Annotated in this window: 21 protein-coding genes and 1 tRNA gene; 17 read left to right on the top strand and 5 right to left on the bottom strand. The window is 59.3% G+C overall.

Going from position 1 to position 17,038, the window contains the following annotated elements; all coding sequences use genetic code 11:
- Positions 1-40: 40 nt before the first annotated feature.
- The 6 genes from M1D99_RS19040 to M1D99_RS19015 are packed head-to-tail and all read left to right on the top strand — an operon-like array spanning position 41 to position 5,989.
- On the top strand, positions 41-1,594 hold the full coding sequence (locus M1D99_RS19040; RefSeq protein ID WP_186706630.1) for a sugar ABC transporter ATP-binding protein: 1,554 nt from the start codon (positions 41-43) through the stop codon (positions 1,592-1,594).
- Positions 1,591-2,568 (top strand): ABC transporter permease, encoded by a 978-nt coding sequence (locus tag M1D99_RS19035; RefSeq protein WP_186706631.1) that lies wholly within the window; start codon positions 1,591-1,593, stop codon positions 2,566-2,568. Before M1D99_RS19040 ends, M1D99_RS19035 begins: the two co-directional genes overlap by 4 nt.
- A gap of 3 nt (positions 2,569-2,571) precedes the next feature.
- Positions 2,572-3,591, top strand: coding sequence for a LacI family DNA-binding transcriptional regulator (locus M1D99_RS19030; RefSeq protein WP_186706632.1), 1,020 nt, complete (start codon positions 2,572-2,574; stop codon positions 3,589-3,591).
- A 23-nt stretch (positions 3,592-3,614) separates the two neighbouring features.
- Entirely contained in the window at positions 3,615-4,529 is a 915-nt protein-coding gene (gene rbsK / locus M1D99_RS19025; protein ID WP_186730389.1) for a ribokinase, read from the top strand.
- Positions 4,526-4,930, top strand: coding sequence for a D-ribose pyranase (gene rbsD / locus M1D99_RS19020; protein ID WP_411385048.1), 405 nt, complete (start codon positions 4,526-4,528; stop codon positions 4,928-4,930). The genes rbsK and rbsD overlap by 4 nt, the downstream gene beginning before the upstream one ends.
- A gap of 30 nt (positions 4,931-4,960) precedes the next feature.
- The gene (locus M1D99_RS19015; protein ID WP_003203636.1) at positions 4,961-5,989 is read left to right on the top strand and encodes a nucleoside hydrolase; all 1,029 of its coding nucleotides are present in this window, start codon (positions 4,961-4,963) and stop codon (positions 5,987-5,989) included.
- A gap of 46 nt (positions 5,990-6,035) precedes the next feature.
- On the opposite strand, the gene M1D99_RS19010 is transcribed toward M1D99_RS19015, so the two are convergent.
- Complete coding sequence (locus tag M1D99_RS19010) at positions 6,036-6,233, bottom strand: hypothetical protein (protein WP_186706635.1); 198 nt, start codon at positions 6,231-6,233, stop codon at positions 6,036-6,038.
- 127 nt (positions 6,234-6,360) lie between these two features.
- Between M1D99_RS19010 and M1D99_RS19005 the strand changes: the two genes are divergently transcribed.
- Together M1D99_RS19005 and M1D99_RS19000 are read left to right on the top strand one after the other, a co-directional pair.
- Positions 6,361-6,666, top strand: a complete 306-nt coding sequence (locus tag M1D99_RS19005; protein ID WP_186706636.1) for a hypothetical protein — start codon at positions 6,361-6,363, stop codon at positions 6,664-6,666.
- A 155-nt stretch (positions 6,667-6,821) separates the two neighbouring features.
- The gene (locus tag M1D99_RS19000; RefSeq protein WP_458130609.1) at positions 6,822-7,136 is read left to right on the top strand and encodes an I78 family peptidase inhibitor; all 315 of its coding nucleotides are present in this window, start codon (positions 6,822-6,824) and stop codon (positions 7,134-7,136) included.
- Positions 7,137-7,204: 68 nt separating this feature from the next.
- Here M1D99_RS19000 and M1D99_RS18995 read toward each other — a convergent pair whose 3' ends face one another.
- Both M1D99_RS18995 and M1D99_RS18990 read right to left on the bottom strand, forming a co-directional pair.
- Positions 7,205-7,417 carry a cold-shock protein gene (locus M1D99_RS18995; RefSeq protein WP_003179963.1) on the bottom strand — a complete coding sequence of 71 codons (213 nt, stop codon included), beginning with the start codon at positions 7,415-7,417 and terminating at the stop codon, positions 7,205-7,207.
- Positions 7,418-7,706: 289 nt separating this feature from the next.
- Positions 7,707-8,009, bottom strand: coding sequence for a hypothetical protein (locus M1D99_RS18990; RefSeq protein WP_095962812.1), 303 nt, complete (start codon positions 8,007-8,009; stop codon positions 7,707-7,709).
- 371 nt (positions 8,010-8,380) lie between these two features.
- Here M1D99_RS18990 and thrS point away from each other — a divergent pair, with 371 nt between their 5' ends.
- From thrS to M1D99_RS18945, 9 genes are all read left to right on the top strand, one after another.
- Entirely contained in the window at positions 8,381-10,303 is a 1,923-nt protein-coding gene (gene thrS / locus M1D99_RS18985) for a threonine--tRNA ligase (RefSeq protein ID WP_014337550.1), read from the top strand.
- Positions 10,303-10,854, top strand: coding sequence for a translation initiation factor IF-3 (gene infC, locus M1D99_RS18980; protein WP_169432615.1), 552 nt, complete (start codon positions 10,303-10,305; stop codon positions 10,852-10,854). Before thrS ends, infC begins: the two co-directional genes overlap by 1 nt.
- A gap of 60 nt (positions 10,855-10,914) precedes the next feature.
- A complete protein-coding gene (rpmI, locus tag M1D99_RS18975; RefSeq protein ID WP_002553160.1) occupies positions 10,915-11,109 on the top strand; it encodes a 50S ribosomal protein L35 in 195 nt (64 codons plus the stop codon).
- A gap of 30 nt (positions 11,110-11,139) precedes the next feature.
- The gene (gene rplT / locus M1D99_RS18970) at positions 11,140-11,496 is read left to right on the top strand and encodes a 50S ribosomal protein L20 (protein ID WP_002553161.1); all 357 of its coding nucleotides are present in this window, start codon (positions 11,140-11,142) and stop codon (positions 11,494-11,496) included.
- 109 nt (positions 11,497-11,605) lie between these two features.
- Entirely contained in the window at positions 11,606-12,622 is a 1,017-nt protein-coding gene (pheS, locus tag M1D99_RS18965; protein ID WP_186706639.1) for a phenylalanine--tRNA ligase subunit alpha, read from the top strand.
- A 26-nt stretch (positions 12,623-12,648) separates the two neighbouring features.
- Positions 12,649-15,027, top strand: a complete 2,379-nt coding sequence (gene pheT, locus M1D99_RS18960; protein ID WP_458130608.1) for a phenylalanine--tRNA ligase subunit beta — start codon at positions 12,649-12,651, stop codon at positions 15,025-15,027.
- A 3-nt stretch (positions 15,028-15,030) separates the two neighbouring features.
- Entirely contained in the window at positions 15,031-15,333 is a 303-nt protein-coding gene (gene ihfA / locus M1D99_RS18955; RefSeq protein WP_002553164.1) for an integration host factor subunit alpha, read from the top strand.
- Entirely contained in the window at positions 15,314-15,670 is a 357-nt protein-coding gene (locus tag M1D99_RS18950; protein ID WP_003179985.1) for a MerR family transcriptional regulator, read from the top strand. The genes ihfA and M1D99_RS18950 overlap by 20 nt, the downstream gene beginning before the upstream one ends.
- Positions 15,671-15,759: 89 nt before the next feature.
- Positions 15,760-15,836: transfer RNA gene (locus tag M1D99_RS18945), tRNA-Pro, on the top strand.
- A 196-nt stretch (positions 15,837-16,032) separates the two neighbouring features.
- On the opposite strand, the gene M1D99_RS18940 is transcribed toward M1D99_RS18945, so the two are convergent.
- Positions 16,033-16,653 (bottom strand): hypothetical protein, encoded by a 621-nt coding sequence (locus tag M1D99_RS18940; RefSeq protein WP_458130607.1) that lies wholly within the window; start codon positions 16,651-16,653, stop codon positions 16,033-16,035.
- An 82-nt stretch (positions 16,654-16,735) separates the two neighbouring features.
- Complete coding sequence (locus M1D99_RS18935) at positions 16,736-17,035, bottom strand: hypothetical protein (RefSeq protein ID WP_458130606.1); 300 nt, start codon at positions 17,033-17,035, stop codon at positions 16,736-16,738.
- Positions 17,036-17,038: the final 3 nt, after the last annotated feature.

The raw sequence follows: 17,038 nt of genomic DNA, 5'->3' as shown, positions 1-17,038 counted from the left end.
GGTGCTCGCCCATCCGGGCGAGCGCATTGGAGAGTTTGTTATGTCCGTTCGCGACCCGAACGCTGTCCTGTGCGTCAGCGGTATCGGTAAGACTTATGCCCAGCCGGTACTGACCGATATCACTTTGACGTTGATGCGCGGTGAAGTGCTGGCGCTGACCGGTGAGAATGGCGCCGGCAAAAGCACCTTGTCCAAGATCATCGGTGGGCTGGTGACGCCGACGACCGGGCAGATGCAATTTCAAGGGCAGGATTATCGCCCTGGCAGCCGGACCCAGGCTGAAGAGCTGGGCGTGCGCATGGTGATGCAGGAACTCAACCTGCTGCCGACCCTGTCCGTGGCTGAAAACCTGTTTCTCGACAACCTGCCCAGCCACGGTGGCTGGATCAGCCGCAAGCAGTTACGCAAGGCGGCGATCGAGGCCATGGCCCAGGTGGGCCTCGATGCCATCGATCCCGACACGCTGGTCGGCGAGCTGGGGATCGGTCACCAGCAGATGGTCGAGATCGCCCGCAACCTGATCGGCGATTGCCATGTGCTGATTCTCGATGAGCCGACCGCCATGCTCACGGCGCGCGAAGTCGAGATGCTTTTTGAGCAGATCACTCGCTTGCAGGCGCGCGGCGTGTCGATCATCTACATTTCCCATCGCCTCGAAGAACTGGCGCGAGTCGCCCAGCGCATTGCCGTGCTGCGCGATGGCAACCTGGTCTGTGTCGAGCCGATGGCCAACTACGACAGCGAGCAACTGGTGACCCTGATGGTCGGTCGGGAGCTGGGCGAGCATATCGACCTTGGTCCGCGCCAGATCGGCGCACCGGCGTTGACGGTTAAAGGCTTGACCCGTTCCGACAAGGTCCGTGACGTGTCCTTCGAAGTGCGCAGTGGCGAGATCTTTGGCATCTCCGGCCTGATCGGGGCCGGGCGCACCGAGTTGTTGCGGCTGATCTTCGGTGCCGACCCGGCCGACAGTGGCACGGTGGCGCTGGGTTCGCCGGCCCAGGTCGTGAGCATTCGCTCGCCGGCCGATGCGGTGGCCCATGGCATTGCGTTGATCACCGAAGACCGCAAGGGCGAAGGCCTGCTGCTGACCCAATCCATCGCAGCCAACATTGCCCTGGGCAACATGCCGGAGATTTCCAGCGCCGGCCTGGTCAATGGCGATGCCGAATTGGCCTTGGCCCAGCGGCAGGTCGATGCCATGCGCATCCGCAGTTCCAGCCCAACCCAATTGGTGTCCGAATTGTCGGGCGGCAACCAGCAGAAAGTCGTGATCGGTCGTTGGCTCGAACGCGACTGTGCGGTCATGCTGTTCGACGAGCCGACCCGTGGCATCGACGTCGGCGCCAAATTCGACATTTATGCACTGCTCGGCGAGCTGACTCGCCAGGGCAAGGCGCTGGTCGTGGTGTCCAGTGACCTGCGGGAATTGATGTTGATCTGTGACCGGATCGGCGTGCTGTCCGCCGGACGCTTGATCGACACCTTCGAGCGCGACAGCTGGACCCAGGATGACTTGCTTGCCGCCGCATTCGCCGGCTACCAGAAACGTGATGCGTTGCTCAACGAAGCAGCGCCTAGGGATTTTTCATGAAAACCGCATCTGCCGTCGGCAAATCGAGTGGCAACTTCTATGGCCTCGGGACTTACCTGGGCCTGGCTGGCGCGCTGCTGGCCATGGTCGCGCTGTTCTCGGTCCTGAGCAGCCATTTCCTGTCCTATGACACGTTCAGCACCTTGGCCAACCAGATTCCCGACCTCATGGTACTGGCGGTCGGCATGACCTTCATCCTGATCATCGGCGGCATCGACCTGTCGGTGGGCTCGGTGCTCGCACTGGCAGCCTCGACGGTCAGCGTGGCCGTGCTCGGCTGGGGCTGGAGCGTCTGGCCATCGGCCTTGCTCGGCATGGCCGTGGCGGCGCTGGCGGGCACGGTCACCGGTTCGATCACCGTGGCATGGCGGATTCCATCGTTCATCGTCTCCCTCGGCGTGCTGGAAATGGCCCGGGGCCTGGCGTACCAGATGACCGGTTCCCGGACCGCCTACATCGGCGACTCGTTCGCCTGGCTGTCCAATCCCATCGCCTTTGGCATCTCGCCTTCGTTCATCATCGCCTTGCTGGTGATCTTCATTGCCCAAGCGGTGCTGACCCGCACGGTGTTCGGTCGCTACCTGATCGGCATCGGCACCAATGAAGAAGCCGTGCGCCTGGCCGGCATCAATCCAAAGCCTTACAAGATCCTGGTGTTCAGCCTGATGGGTCTGCTGGCCGGTGTGGCGGCGCTGTTCCAGATTTCTCGCCTGGAGGCCGCGGATCCGAACGCCGGTTCGGGGCTCGAGCTGCAAGTGATCGCTGCAGTCGTCATTGGTGGCACCAGCCTGATGGGTGGGCGCGGCTCGGTCATCAGCACCTTCTTTGGCGTGCTGATCATCTCCGTGCTCGCGGCGGGTCTGGCGCAGATTGGCGCCACCGAGCCGACCAAGCGCATCATTACCGGCGCGGTGATCGTGGTGGCGGTCGTGCTCGATACCTACCGCAGCCAGCGCGCCAGTCGGCGGGCTTGAACCATGGCGACGATCAAGGATGTAGCGGCGCTCGCGGGTATTTCCTACACCACCGTGTCCCACGTGGTGAACAAGACGCGACCGGTCAGCGAGGAAGTGCGGCTCAAGGTCGAGGCGGCCATCGAGCGCCTGGACTACGTGCCCAGCGCCGTGGCCCGGTCGCTCAAGGCCAAGACCACGGCGACCATCGGCCTGCTGGTGCCCAACAGCCTCAACCCTTACTTTGCCGAACTGGCCCGGGGCATCGAGGATTACTGTGAGCGCAACGGCTATTGCGTGATCCTCTGCAACTCCGACGACAACCCGGACAAGCAACGCAGCTACCTGCGGGTATTGCTGGAAAAACGTATCGATGGGCTGATCTTCGCGTCCACCGGCGGTGATGTCGGCCTGGCCGAGGGGCTGGCCAACGTGCGCACGCCCATGGTGATCGTCGACCGCGGGCTCGAGGGTGTCGATGCGGACCTGGTGCGCATCGATCATGAATACGGCGCCTACCTGGCGACCCGGCATCTGTTGGAACTGGGGCACCGCGATATTGCCTTCATTGGCGGCCCGGCCAATACCAGCGTGGCGCAAATGCGCTTGGCCGGTTACTGCCGAGCGCTGAAAGAGGCGGGGATCGAGTTGCCCGTCGAGCGCATGCTCGAAAGCGACTTCACCAGTACCGGCGGCTACCGCGCCGCTGCGCAACTGCTTGAGCGGCAGCCGCCCAGCGCGATCTTTGCGGCCAACGACATGATCGGCATCGGTGTGCTGCGTGCCGCCGCCGAACGCAACGTGCGCGTGCCCAGCGAACTGTCGGTCATCGGTTTCGACGACATCCAGATGAGCCGTTATGTTTACCCGGCGTTGACCACGGTGGGGCAGTCGATCCTGCAGCTTGGCGAGATGGCGGCCGAAGTGCTGCTGCTGCGTATCGCGACGCCGAGCCTTGCCACCGATCAGCGGATCGTGACGCCGAGTATTGTCCTGCGAGAGTCGACTGCACCGCTGTCCGGTACATTCGCCCAATACCGCTGAACCGAATTGATGAGTAGTGATGTATGCCAGCAAAAGTAGTGGTAATAGGCAGCCTGAACATGGACCTGGTGACCCGGGCGCCGCGCCTGCCCCGTGGCGGTGAAACGCTGATTGGTCATTCGTTCGCCACCATCCCGGGCGGCAAGGGCGCCAACCAGGCGGTCGCCGCCGCGCGCCTGGGGGCGCAAGTGTCGATGGTGGGTTGCGTGGGCAGCGACGCCTACGGCGAGCAATTGCGCGGCGCGCTGCTGGTCGAGGGCATCGACTGCCAGGCGGTGCGCGTGGTGGAGGACTCAAGTGGCGTGGCGCTGATTGTCGTCGATGACAACAGCCAGAATGCCATCGTCATCGTCGCCGGCGCCAACGGAGCACTCACCGCCGAGGTCTTGGACAGTGTCGATGCAGTGCTGCAAAGCGCCGATGTCATCATCTGCCAGTTGGAAGTGCCGGACGCCACCGTCGGCCATGCCCTCAAGCGCGGCCGTGAGTTGGGCAAAATCGTCATTCTCAACCCCGCACCGGCTTCCCATGCGTTGCCGGCCGACTGGTATGCCTGTGTCGATTATCTGATTCCCAATGAAAGCGAAGCCGCGGTGCTGAGCGGGCTGGCGGTGGAATCGTTGGAAACCGCCGAAGCCGCCGCAGCGCATCTGATCGCCGCCGGTGCCGGCAAGGTGATCGTGACCCTGGGGGCCCAGGGCTTGATGTTCGCCAACGGTGCCAGCTTCGAACATTTCCCGGCCCCGCGGGTCAAGGCAGTGGACACCACGGCGGCCGGAGACACCTTTGTCGGCGGCTTCGCGGCAGCCCTGGCCGGCGGCAAGAACGAAGTCGAAGCGATTCGTTTCGGTCAGGCCGCCGCCGCGCTGTCGGTCACCCGATCCGGCGCGCAACCTTCAATTCCCACATTGCTGGACGTACAGGCTTTCAAATCATGAAAAAGACGCCGTTGTTGAATGTGGCACTGTCTCGACTGATCGCCTCCCTCGGCCACGGAGACAAGGTGGTCATCGGCGATGCCGGTCTGCCTGTGCCGCCCCAGGTCGAATTGATAGACCTGGCCCTGACCCATGGCATTCCTGACTTTGTCAGCACCTTGAAGGTGGTGCTCAGCGAAATGCAGGTGGAAAGCCATGTGTTGGCCGAGGAAATCCTCGACAAGCAACCGTCGGCCCTGACGACCCTGCAAGCGCTGAATGCAGAGGGTGCGCTGGGTGAGCGGGCGCTGGTCAGTCATGAGCAATTCAAGGTCATCAGCCGACAGGCGCGGGCGATCATTCGCACCGGCGAGTGCTCTCCGTACTGCAATATCGTGCTGGTCGCTGGAGTGACGTTCTAATCCTGTTCAACCCTGCACAAGGAGTGCGCCATGCACCGCTATGCTCAGAAAATGCATCAACTGATCCGGAGTCTGCTGCTTTTGTCACTGATCACCGCAACGAGCGCCCAGGCGGCGGAAAAAATTGACTTGATCATCGACACCGATCCAGGCGCTGACGACGTGGTGGCGTTGCTGTTCGCCCTGGCATCGCCCGAGGAACTGCATATCCGTGCGCTGACCACCGTCGCCGGCAATGTGCGCCTGGACAAGACCTCGCGCAACGCTCGCCTGGCCCGTGAATGGGCGGGGCGCGAAGACGTGCCGGTCTATGCCGGTGCGCCGAAACCGTTGATGCGCACGCCCATCTACGCGGAAAACATCCATGGCAAGGAAGGCCTGTCGGGTGTCACGGTACATGAGCCGAAGAAGGGGTTGGCCGAGGGCAATGCCGTCAACTACCTGATCGACACGCTAAAGGCTGCCAAGCCCCACAGCATCACCATTGCGATGCTGGGTCCGCAGACCAACCTGGCGCTGGCCTTGGTCCAGGAGCCCGATATCGTCCAGGGCATCAAGGAAGTGGTGATCATGGGCGGCGCGCACTTCAACGGCGGCAATATCACGCCGGTGGCCGAGTTCAATCTGTTCGCCGACCCGCAGGCGGCCGAGGTGGTGGCCAAGAGCGGCGTGAAGCTGACCTACCTGCCGTTGGACGTGACCCACAAGATCCTCACCAGCGAAGCGCGCCTGAAGCAGATCGCGGCGTTGAACAATAACGCCAGCAAGCTGGTGGGCGATATTCTCAACGAATACGTCAAGGGCGACATGGAGCACTACGGCATGACGGGCGGGCCGGTGCATGACGCGACGGTGATTGCCTACCTGCTCAAGCCGCAATTGTTCACCGGCCGTTCGGTCAATGTCGTCGTGGACAGCCGCGAGGGGCCAACGTTCGGGCAGACCATCGTTGACTGGTACGACGGCTTGAAGGCACCGAAGAACGCGTTCTGGGTGGAAAACGGTGATGCCCAGGGCTTCTTCGATCTGCTGACCGAGCGCCTGGCGCGCCTGAAGTAACTTGCCTGACATGTGCCCGCAGGCCGGAGCTGCGGGTGCATGAGCCTCAATCCACGGCGTCGACGATGCTCGGGTAGCGTTCGAAGGCTTGCTGGATGAAATCGCGTGCGACCTCCGTTCCCAGCTCCTTCACCAACAATTCTATACCGATGAGCGCCAGTTCCTCCGGGCTGCCCGGGCTATAGGAGCTGTGGCCCTGCGACCATTTGGCATTGATGGTGGCTTCGATGCTGACGGTGCTCATGGTCGGGCTCGCGAGTTGGAGGTCTGTAGGCTGAGTTAACCATTTTTGTCGAGGATTTGGCACTGCGACTTAGGCATTGGGGGAGGGCTGTGCGACACTTGGTCTTTTATTTTTAAGGAGCCCCACCGTGCAGATCGATTTGAACGCTCCTGATGGCCTGACCGTCGAGGCGGTTCGTCAGTTGCTGGCCTCGGCCAGTGATGACGAGCATACCCAGCTGCGCGTGACCAAAGGCGGCATCGCCTATTTGTCCTCGGGTGTGGTCGGCGGCACCGACATAGACGGTTTACGGTTTCGCCTCGAGACCTGGGCGAAGGGTTCGGGCTACGTCGGACGTGTCGCTGCCAGTGACGAGGTTTGGGTCATGCAGATCTACAACGCGCTGAAGGACAACTGGCCCAATCCGCCCTTCGATTACATCGACGTTTATTGAGTCGCGTTCATATCCAGTCACGATTCAAGCCTGAACAGCGGGAACGGGCTCAGGCAAACTGCCAGCTTTCCCAGTCTGATGGCTGCGGTGTTGCAACCAAGCGCCGTTTAGGTTGTCGCACGCTCACTGTTTATTCATCGAAAAAAGGAGGCTTCATGCCTTGGAAGCTCGCGTCATTGAGTACTTTGCTGGCCGCCATGATCTTGAGCGGTTGCAGCAACACCTCTGAATCGACCCCTGAACCTGTGGCGGCCGAGACCGGTCACAGCCGCTGCGAAGCAAAGGCCGCCGAGTTCGCCATTGGAAAGAAAGCTTCGCCAGAGCTGCTGGAGCAGGCCCGTACCCGTGCCGGCGCGCAGAATGCGCGGATCCTCAAGCCCAACGACATGGTGACGCTTGAATATCGCTCCGATCGCCTGAACCTCAATACCGATGCCAGCCTGGTGATCAATCGAGTGAACTGCGGCTGATCGACGCTTTTCAATCGCCCATAAAAAACCCCGTCACATGGACGGGGTTTTTTTAGTGCGCCGAGAAATTACTCTGGGCGAACCTGTGCAGCTTGCATACCCTTTTGGCCTTTCTCAGCCACGAAGGAAACGGTCTGGCCTTCTTTCAGGCTTTTGAAACCGTCGCTTTCGATAGCTTTGAAGTGTACGAACAGGTCGTCACCGCCACCTTGAGGAGTGATGAAGCCGAAGCCTTTTTCATCGTTGAACCATTTAACGGTGCCGGTTTGGCGATTAGACATGGTGTATCTCCAAGAAACATATATTTTCAGTGTACTGTGCTGCTCAGGCCAACTGGGCACACCCGGGTATCATAGTCGAAATGTTCGATTTGGGAGCCCCCCGCAGGCGCTGTTTGCCAATCAGTCGTGTTTACTTTATCGCCTTTACCCGCTGAAAGGCCCGGTTTTAAAGGCTTTCAGCCGAAAGTAAAGACAATAAAAAAAGCTGTAAAACCTGAATAAATCGTTCAAAAAAGCCTGAAATCAGGGTTTTTCCACCCTGCCAAGCCTGTTCGGGAAGCCTGTTTTCTTACTTTTTCGGCTTGTTGTCGGCCTTGCATTTTGCGATCTGCCCCAGTGCCTTTTGCTGCAGCTCCGGGGTGGCCTTGTTGTCCATCAAGGCCTGGATGTCCGAGGCAGGGTAGGACTTGATCGCATCGGCGCCACAGGCACAATGGGACTTGGCCGCGGCCGCGCCGATCTGGGGTGTTGCCGCCTCCGTGCATTGGGCCATGTATTTTTCGCGCTCGCCCTTTGGCCAGTCGGCATGGGCGGTCAGTGGAAGCAGCAGGGCGAGGGGGGCGACTACTGCGAACAATGTATTCAGACGCATGCGAAGATGCTCCTTTCGGGTCGATGTCTTGTTATCTGAGGCGTTGCGCTCGCTTCAGTTCAGCACTCTGGCATAAAAACCCTGGATTTACGTCTGCTTCAATTCCCACGCGGCGATGACCGTTCATCTGTGCTAGCATGCCGGGCTCGGCTATTTCCAGGCTGCGGATGATCGTTCGTCCCGGTGGCAAAGAACCCGAATAACCCCTGATTTGAATCCCAGTCACTCTGGTTCGGTTTCCCGGTTGGCCGCAAGGCTCCTGCCGCTGTAAGGCAGGCGTTCGTCATTGAATGGCCTGGACTGGATCTTGTACTGGCTCATCCCAACCCACGTGACCTTTGGTAGGGGTCACCACTAGGAGAGGAGGCGCCATGCCAACTATTACTCTTCCCGACGGCAGTCAACGTTCGTTCGATCACCCGGTTTCCGTAGCCGAGGTCGCCGCATCCATCGGTGCTGGCCTGGCCAAGGCCACCCTGGCCGGCAAGGTCAACGGCAAGCTGGTCGACGCCAGTGACGTCATCGACAGCGACGCCACGCTGCAAATCATCACGCCCAAGGATGAAGAGGGGCTGGAGATCATTCGCCACTCTTGCGCACACCTGGTCGGCCATGCGGTCAAGCAGCTGTACCCGAGCGCGAAGATGGTCATCGGGCCGGTCATCGATGAAGGCTTCTATTACGACATCGCCTTCGAACGTCCTTTCACCCCGGACGACATGGCCGCCATCGAACAGCGCATGCAACAGCTGATCGAGAAAGACTACGACGTCATCAAGAAAGTCACCCCGCGCGCCGAAGTCATCGAAGTCTTCAAGGCCCGTGGCGAGGACTACAAGCTGCGTCTGGTGGAAGACATGCCGGACGAGCAGGCCATGGGCCTGTATTACCACGAAGAATATGTCGACATGTGCCGTGGCCCGCACGTGCCGAACACGCGCTTCCTGAAATCCTTCAAGCTGACCAAGCTGTCCGGCGCCTACTGGCGTGGCGACGCGAAGAACGAGCAGTTGCAGCGCGTCTACGGCACCGCCTGGGCGGACAAGAAGCAACTGGCGGCCTACATCCAGCGCATCGAAGAAGCCGAGAAGCGCGATCACCGCAAGATCGGCAAGCGCCTGGGCCTGTTCCATACCCAGGAAGAATCCCCGGGCATGGTGTTCTGGCACCCGAACGGCTGGACCCTGTACCAGGTGCTTGAGCAGTACATGCGCCAGGTCCAGCGTGAGAACGGCTACCTGGAGATCAAGACGCCGCAAGTGGTCGACCGCAGCCTGTGGGAAAAATCCGGGCATTGGGCCAACTACGCCGACAACATGTTCACCACCCAGTCGGAAAACCGCGACTACGCCATCAAGCCGATGAACTGCCCGTGCCACGTGCAGGTGTTCAACCAGGGCTTGAAGAGCTACCGCGAACTGCCAATGCGCCTGGCCGAGTTCGGTGCTTGCCACCGCAACGAGCCATCGGGTGCGCTGCACGGCATCATGCGCGTGCGGGCGTTCACCCAGGACGATGCGCACATTTTCTGCACCGAAGAGCAGATGCAGGCCGAATCCGCCGCGTTCATCAAGCTGACCATGGACGTCTATCGCGACTTCGGGTTCACCGAGGTCGAGATGAAGCTGTCCACTCGTCCGGAAAAACGCGTCGGCTCCGACGAGCTGTGGGATCGCGCCGAAGCGGCCCTGGCCGCCGCCCTTGATAGCGCGGGGCTTGCGTACGACCTGCAGCCGGGTGAGGGCGCCTTCTACGGTCCGAAGATCGAATTTTCGCTCAAAGATTGCCTCGGTCGCGTGTGGCAGTGTGGTACCTTGCAGCTCGATTTCAACCTGCCGATCCGTCTGGGCGCTGAATATGTGTCCGAAGACAACAGCCGCAAGCACCCGGTCATGCTTCACCGCGCGATCCTCGGTTCGTTCGAGCGTTTCGTCGGGATTCTGATCGAGCACTACGAGGGCGCGTTCCCTGCGTGGCTGGCGCCGACCCAGGCAGTGATCATGAATATCACTGATAAACAGGCAGATTTTGCCGCTGAAGTCGAAAAAACTCTCAATCAAAGCGGATTTCGTGCCAAGTCCGACTTGAGAAATGAAAAGATCGGCTTTAAAATCCGCGAGCATACTTTGCTCAAGGTTCCCTTTCTCTTGGTTATTGGAGATCGGGAGGTCGAGATGCAGACTGTCGCTGTGCGTACTCGTGAAGGTGCTGACCTGGGCTCGATGCCCGTCGCCGAATTCGCTGAGTTCCTCGCGCAAGCGGTTTCCCGGCGTGGTCGCCCAGATTTGGAGTAATTATTATTAAGCGTGAAATGAGACAAGATAAACGAGCTGCACCGAAAGCCCCGATCAACGAGAATATCTCGGCACGCGAGGTTCGGTTAATTGGCGCTGACGGCGAGCAGATTGGCATCGTCTCGATTGATGAAGCGCTTCGTATTGCTGAAGAAGCCAAGCTTGATCTGGTAGAAATCTCCGCGGACGCAGTCCCACCGGTTTGCCGGGTGATGGACTACGGCAAGTCGATCTTCGAAAAGAAGAAGCAGATTGCCGCGGCGAAGAAAAACCAGAAGCAGATTCAGGTAAAAGAAATCAAGTTTCGTCCAGGGACGGAGGAAGGGGATTACCAGGTAAAACTGCGCAACCTGGTACGTTTCCTGAGTGATGGGGACAGGGCCAAGGTATCCTTGCGATTCCGCGGCCGTGAGATGGCCCACCAGGAGCTGGGGATGGAACTCCTCAAGCGGGTTGAACAAGACCTGCTCGAGTACGGTTCGGTCGAACAGCATCCTAAGATGGAAGGACGCCAGCTGATCATGGTCATCGCCCCGAAAAAGAAGAAGTAATCACCAGGGCACGGCAGGCCTTGCGATTATGTTTATCAACTGAATGCGGAGTATCCGAACATGCCAAAGATGAAGACCAAAAGTGGTGCTGCTAAGCGGTTTCTGAAAACTGCTAACGGTATCAAGCACAAGCACGCTTTCAAGAGCCACATCCTGACCAAAATGTCGACCAAGCGTAAGCGTCAACTGCGCGGTAGCAGCTTGCTGCATCCGTCTGACGTTGCAAAAGTCGAGCGCATGCTGCGCCTTCGTTAATTTTTGGATCAAGAATAGAGGAAGTAACTCATGGCTCGTGTAAAGCGTGGCGTCATTGCCCGTAAACGTCACAAAAAAATTCTGAAACTTGCTAAAGGCTACTACGGCGCGCGTTCCCGCGTATTCCGTGTTGCCAAGCAAGCGGTAATCAAGGCAGGCCAATACGCCTACCGTGACCGTCGTCAGAAAAAACGTCAGTTCCGCGCTCTGTGGATCGCTCGTATCAACGCTGGTGCTCGTGTTAACGGTCTGTCCTACAGCCGTTTCATCGCTGGCCTGAAAAAAGCGTCCATCGAGATCGACCGTAAGGTTCTGGCTGATCTGGCAGTGAACGAAAAAGCGGCGTTTGCTGCGATTGTCGAGAAAGCTAAAGCCACCTTGGCTTAAGTACCCCCGGCAGTCACCGGGGTCCACCTCTGTGGGCCCGGGTGTCAAACGTCATAAATAGGGGAAGAGCCTTAAAGCTCTTCCCCTATTTTGTATCTGGAGTCTGTACATGGAAAACCTGGACGCGCTGGTCGCTCAAGCACTAGAGGCTGTGCAAAGCGCTGAAGATATCAATGCCCTGGAGCAAATCCGGGTTCACTACCTTGGCAAGAAGGGCGAGTTGACTCAGGTGATGAAGACCCTGGGGAACCTGCCAGCCGAAGAGCGTCCGCAGGTCGGTGCGCTGATCAACGTTGCCAAGGAGCGTGTCACAGAGGTCCTCAATGCGCGCAAGGCGTTGTTCGAGGAGGCGGACCTGGCTGCCAAGCTCGCCGCCGAGTCCATCGACGTGACCCTGCCTGGCCGTGGCCAGACTTCTGGTGGCCTGCATCCAGTCACCCGGACCCTGGAACGCATCGAGCAGTTCTTCACCCACATCGGCTACGGCATTGCCGAAGGTCCCGAGGTCGAAGACGACTATCACAACTTCGAGGCGCTCAACATCCCAGGCCATCACCCGGCCCGGTCGATGCACGACACCTTCTATTTCAACGCGAACATGCTGTTGCGCACCCATACCTCGCCGGTACAGGTCCGCACCATGGAATCGCAGCGGCCGCCGATCCGCATCGTCTGCCCAGGCCGTGTGTATCGCAGCGACTCCGATATCACCCACTCGCCGATGTTCCATCAGGTCGAAGGCTTGCTGGTTGATCGCGACATCAATTTCGCCGACCTCAAAGGCACCATCGAAGAATTCCTGCGGGTGTTCTTCGAGAAAGAGCTGGCCGTGCGTTTCCGCCCTTCGTACTTCCCGTTCACCGAGCCCTCGGCGGAAGTCGACATGGAATGCGTGATGTGCAGCGGCAAAGGCTGCCGCGTCTGTAAGCAGACGGGCTGGCTGGAAGTCATGGGCTGCGGCATGGTTCACCCGAACGTGCTGCGCATGTCCGGAATCGATCCGGAAGAATTCTCGGGCTTTGCCTTCGGCATGGGCGTGGAACGCCTGGCCATGCTGCGTTACGGCGTGAACGACTTGCGTCTGTTCTTCGACAACGACTTGCGGTTCCTCGCGCAATTTCGCTAGTCGTAACGAACCTTTAGGAGAGCAGGATGAAATTCAGTGAACAATGGCTGCGCGGCTGGGTAAGCCCGCAGGTAAGCCAGGACGAGCTGGTTGCTCGCCTGTCGATGGCCGGCCTCGAGGTCGATAGCGTGACGCCGGCCGCCGGTGCATTCAGCGGTGTGGTGGTGGGCGAGGTACTGGGCACCGAGCAGCACCCTGACGCTGACAAGCTGCGGGTTTGCCAGGTCAGCAATGGCGCGGAAACCTTCCAGGTCGTCTGCGGCGCGCCCAACGTGCGCCCGGGCCTGAAGATCCCATTCGCCATGATCGGTGCCGAACTGCCGGGCGACTTCAAGATCAAGAAAGCCAAGCTGCGCGGCGTCGAGTCCAACGGTATGTTGTGCTCCCAGGCCGAACTGCAGATTGGCGAAGGCAACGATGGCCTGATGGAGCTTCCGGCGGATGCGCCGGTGGGCCAGGACATTCGTGAATACCTGGGCCTGGACGACGCGAGCATCGAGGTCGACCTGACGCCGAACCGTGGCGACTGCCTGTCCCTGGCGGGTCTGGCCCGTGAAGTCGGCGCGTTGTATGCCGCTCCTGTGACGCGTCCGTCGGTTGCGACCGTGCCGGCCGTGCATGACGAAGTGCGTTCGATTGAAGTCCTGGCGCCGGCGGCATGTCCGCGGTACCTGGGCCGCGTCATCCGTAACGTCGACCTGTCCAAGCCAACGCCGCTGTGGATGGTCGAGCGCCTGCGTCGCGCCGACGTGCGCAGCATCGACGCCGCCGTCGACATCACCAACTATGTCATGCTGGAGCTGGGTCAGCCGCTGCATGCGTTCGATCTCGCCGAAATCAACGGTGGCATCCGCGTACGCATGGCCGAAGAAGGCGAGAAGCTGGTGCTGCTCGACGGCCAGGAAGTGACCCTGCGCAGCGACACCCTGGTGATTGCCGACCACGCCCGCGCCCTGGCGATTGCCGGCGTGATGGGTGGCGAGCACAGTGGCGTATCCGCCACCACCCGCGATGTATTCCTGGAAAGCGCGTTCTTCGACCAGATCGCCGTCGCTGGCAAGGCTCGTTCCTATGGCCTGCACACCGACGCCTCGCACCGCTACGAGCGAGGCGTGGACTGGCAGCTGGCCCGTGAAGCCATGGAGCGCGCCACCGGCCTGCTGCTGGATATCACCGGTGGCGAAGCCGGTCCGGTCATCGAGACTGTCAGCGAACAGCACCTGCCCAAGATTACACCGATCACCCTGCGTGCCCAGCGCATCACCCAGATGCTGGGCATGGAAATGGATTCGGCCGAAGTCGAACGCCTGCTCAGCGCCCTGGGCCTGAACATCAGCGCCGATGGGGCAGGGCAGTGGCGCGTCGAAGTGCCAAGCCATCGCTTCGATATCAGCCTGGAAGTCGACCTGATCGAAGAATTGGCCCGCCTGTACGGCTACAACCGCCTGCCGGTTCGCTACCCGCAAGCCCGCCTGGCGCCACAAGCCAAGGCTGAAGCCCGCAGCGACCTGCCGGAACTGCGCCGCCTGCTGGTGGCCCGTGGGTATCAGGAAGCGATCACCTACAGCTTCATCGATCCACGCCAGTTCGAGCTGTTCAGCCCGGGCGTCGAGCCGCTGTTGCTGGCCAACCCGATCTCCAACGACATGGCCGCCATGCGTTCGTCCCTGTGGCCGGGCCTGGTCAAGTCGCTCCAGCACAACCTGAACCGCCAGCAGGATCGCGTGCGCCTGTTCGAAAGCGGCCTGCGTTTTGTCGGTCAGTTGGAAGGCTTGAAGCAAGAGCCGATGTTGGCCGGTGTCGTCTGTGGCAGTCGCTTGCCGGAAGGCTGGGCGCAAGGTCGCGATGTTGTCGACTTCTTCGACGTCAAGGCTGACGTGGAAGCGGTGCTGGGCTTCGCCGGCGCGCTCGACGCATTCACTTTCGTACCGGGCAAGCACCCGGCGCTGCATCCGGGGCAGACTGCGCGGATCGAGCGAGACGGGCGTGAAGTCGGCTATGTCGGTGCCATTCACCCGGAACTGTCGAAAACCTTGGGCCTTGATCGTCCTGTCTTCGTTTTCGAGCTGGTCCTGGCCGAAGTGGCACAGGGGAAAATGCCGAAATTCCAGGAGTTATCGCGCTTTCCTGAAGTACGCCGTGACCTTGCGCTGCTGGCCGACCGTGAGGTCGCTTCCAGTGCAGTACTGGAGGTAATTCGTGAAAATGCAGGCGAATGGCTAACGGACCTCAGGCTATTTGACGTGTATCAGGGTAAAGGTATTGATCCGCATAGAAAAAGCCTTGCAGTCGGCTTGACCTGGCAGCATCCATCGCGCACTCTTAACGACGATGAGGTGAATACCGCAACGCAAAATATCCTCACCTCGCTCGAAACCAGGTTGAACGCCACGTTAAGGAAGTGACGTATGGGGGCTCTGACGAAAGCTGAGATGGCGGAACGTCTGTATGAGGAGCTGGGCCTGAATAAACGGGAGGCCAAAGAATTGGTCGAACTGTTTTTCGAAGAAATCAGGCACGCTCTGGAAGACAACGAACAGGTCAAGTTGTCCGGTTTCGGCAATTTCGACCTTCGGGACAAACGCCAGCGGCCTGGCCGCAATCCGAAAACGGGAGAAGAAATCCCGATCACGGCTCGCCGTGTGGTCACCTTTCGTCCAGGGCAGAAGTTGAAGGCCCGAGTTGAGGCTTATGCTGGAACCAAGTCATAACGACGAACTACCCGTCATCCCGGGCAAACGCTACTTCACCATTGGTGAAGTCAGCGAGCTGTGTGCGGTAAAACCACACGTGCTGCGCTATTGGGAGCAGGAGTTTCCTCAACTCAACCCGGTCAAGCGCCGCGGAAACCGCCGGTATTATCAGCGACAAGACGTGCTGATGATCCGGCAGATCCGCGCGCTGCTGTATGACCAGGGGTTCACCATCGGCGGCGCACGCCTGCGCCTCTCCGGTGATGAGGCCAAGGACGATACAACCCAGTACAAACAGATGATCCGCCAGATGATCGCCGAGCTTGAAGATGTGCTGGTGGTGCTCAAGAAATAATTTCTGCTTTTAAATACTTCCAGTTTTCAAAAGCTTGCGTTATATTCCTGAGCGTTCCGCTGAGAAGCGAAACAAGATTCACGCCTAGTCGGGGCGTAGCGCAGTCCGGTAGCGCACTAGCATGGGGTGCTAGGGGTCGAGTGTTCGAATCACTCCGTCCCGACCATATTTACTGAGTAAAATCAGACAGTTAAGCCGATCAGATAGATCGGCTTTTTTGTGCGTGCGCAAAACTTGTGGCCATGCTTCTTCGTAGTGGAACATACAGCGTTTTGGTGATCGAGGCCGGCTCCTGGCGTATCCGCCAACGATCCTCATCGCCTATATGTCGCGCTTGGCATCCCACTGCCCAACACGCCACGTCAATCGAACATCAATGCCTGTGTCAGACTGAGATCATAATCCGTATCACCCAAATGGCTAGCCATACACATCAAGCCAAACCCCGCGGCCTTATGCTTGTTCCAAAGTCTTTCAAGATTTTCTACCAGCGGCAGCAAGCATTTTTCTTCGTAGGGGCTGAGTTCGAAGTCGCTCGGCTGTGAGCCAATCGTGTCGAAGTAATCGTTAGCCACCAGCTCCTCCTCTGCATCCGATCGCAAGCAAGTCATTTCATCGTAGGCGCTGTAACAGGTCTCGCGCTCCTCGGCCATGAACGCTTGGAACTCGGCTTCGTCGTCGGAGAATTCCTCTTTCAAGTCATCGGGTACATCGGCCAGGCTTTTTATGAGCTTCCCGCGATAGTCCTGCTTGAGTCGGGCAACGAAGTAATCGAGGCGATCGAATTTATGGTAGGTATCCGATAACCATCCGGCTTTGACGTTCAACCATCGCGCATCACTGACTTTATCCATCAGCGTGTCCAAGTCGTCTGCCAGTGGAGTACGGTCGAATACCGTTGTCAGGAAGTCGTGCTGCTTGTTGAACTGGTCGTATTGTTTTTCGTAAGCGGCATCTATTTCGTTTGCTTGTTTGATCGTCATAGGTAAGGCTCGTTTGGACTGCCTAAGAGTAGGGGAGCTGGAAAGTGGCTGTGATCCAGATAACGAAAAACCTGCCAGGTCGTTATTCCTCGATGCCCATTACCGTGTATACGCCGGGCTTTACCCGCATGTATTGAATTTTTGCCCCTTTGCCAACGCTGAATCCATCCGCACCGGTCTTTTCATCTTGTGCGTTGTTGGCGACGGTGGTCCCAATCGCCGACTTCTTGAAGAACTCGAAGCCAATCCGATATTTTTCCATCAGTTCCTTGCCCTCAAGGCACATCACCCGGCGTCGCTCCGAGGTCAGCTCCTGAATTTCAAAAGGATTGCTCAGTGCGCCATTACGCGTTTCCAATAAAATTGATTCATACAGCGTCATGCT

The sequence above is a fragment of the Pseudomonas sp. R3-41 genome (genome assembly GCF_054161485.1).
The sequence above is the reverse complement of the archived record's forward strand: the minus strand, read 5'-3'. Positions and strand labels throughout refer to the sequence as shown.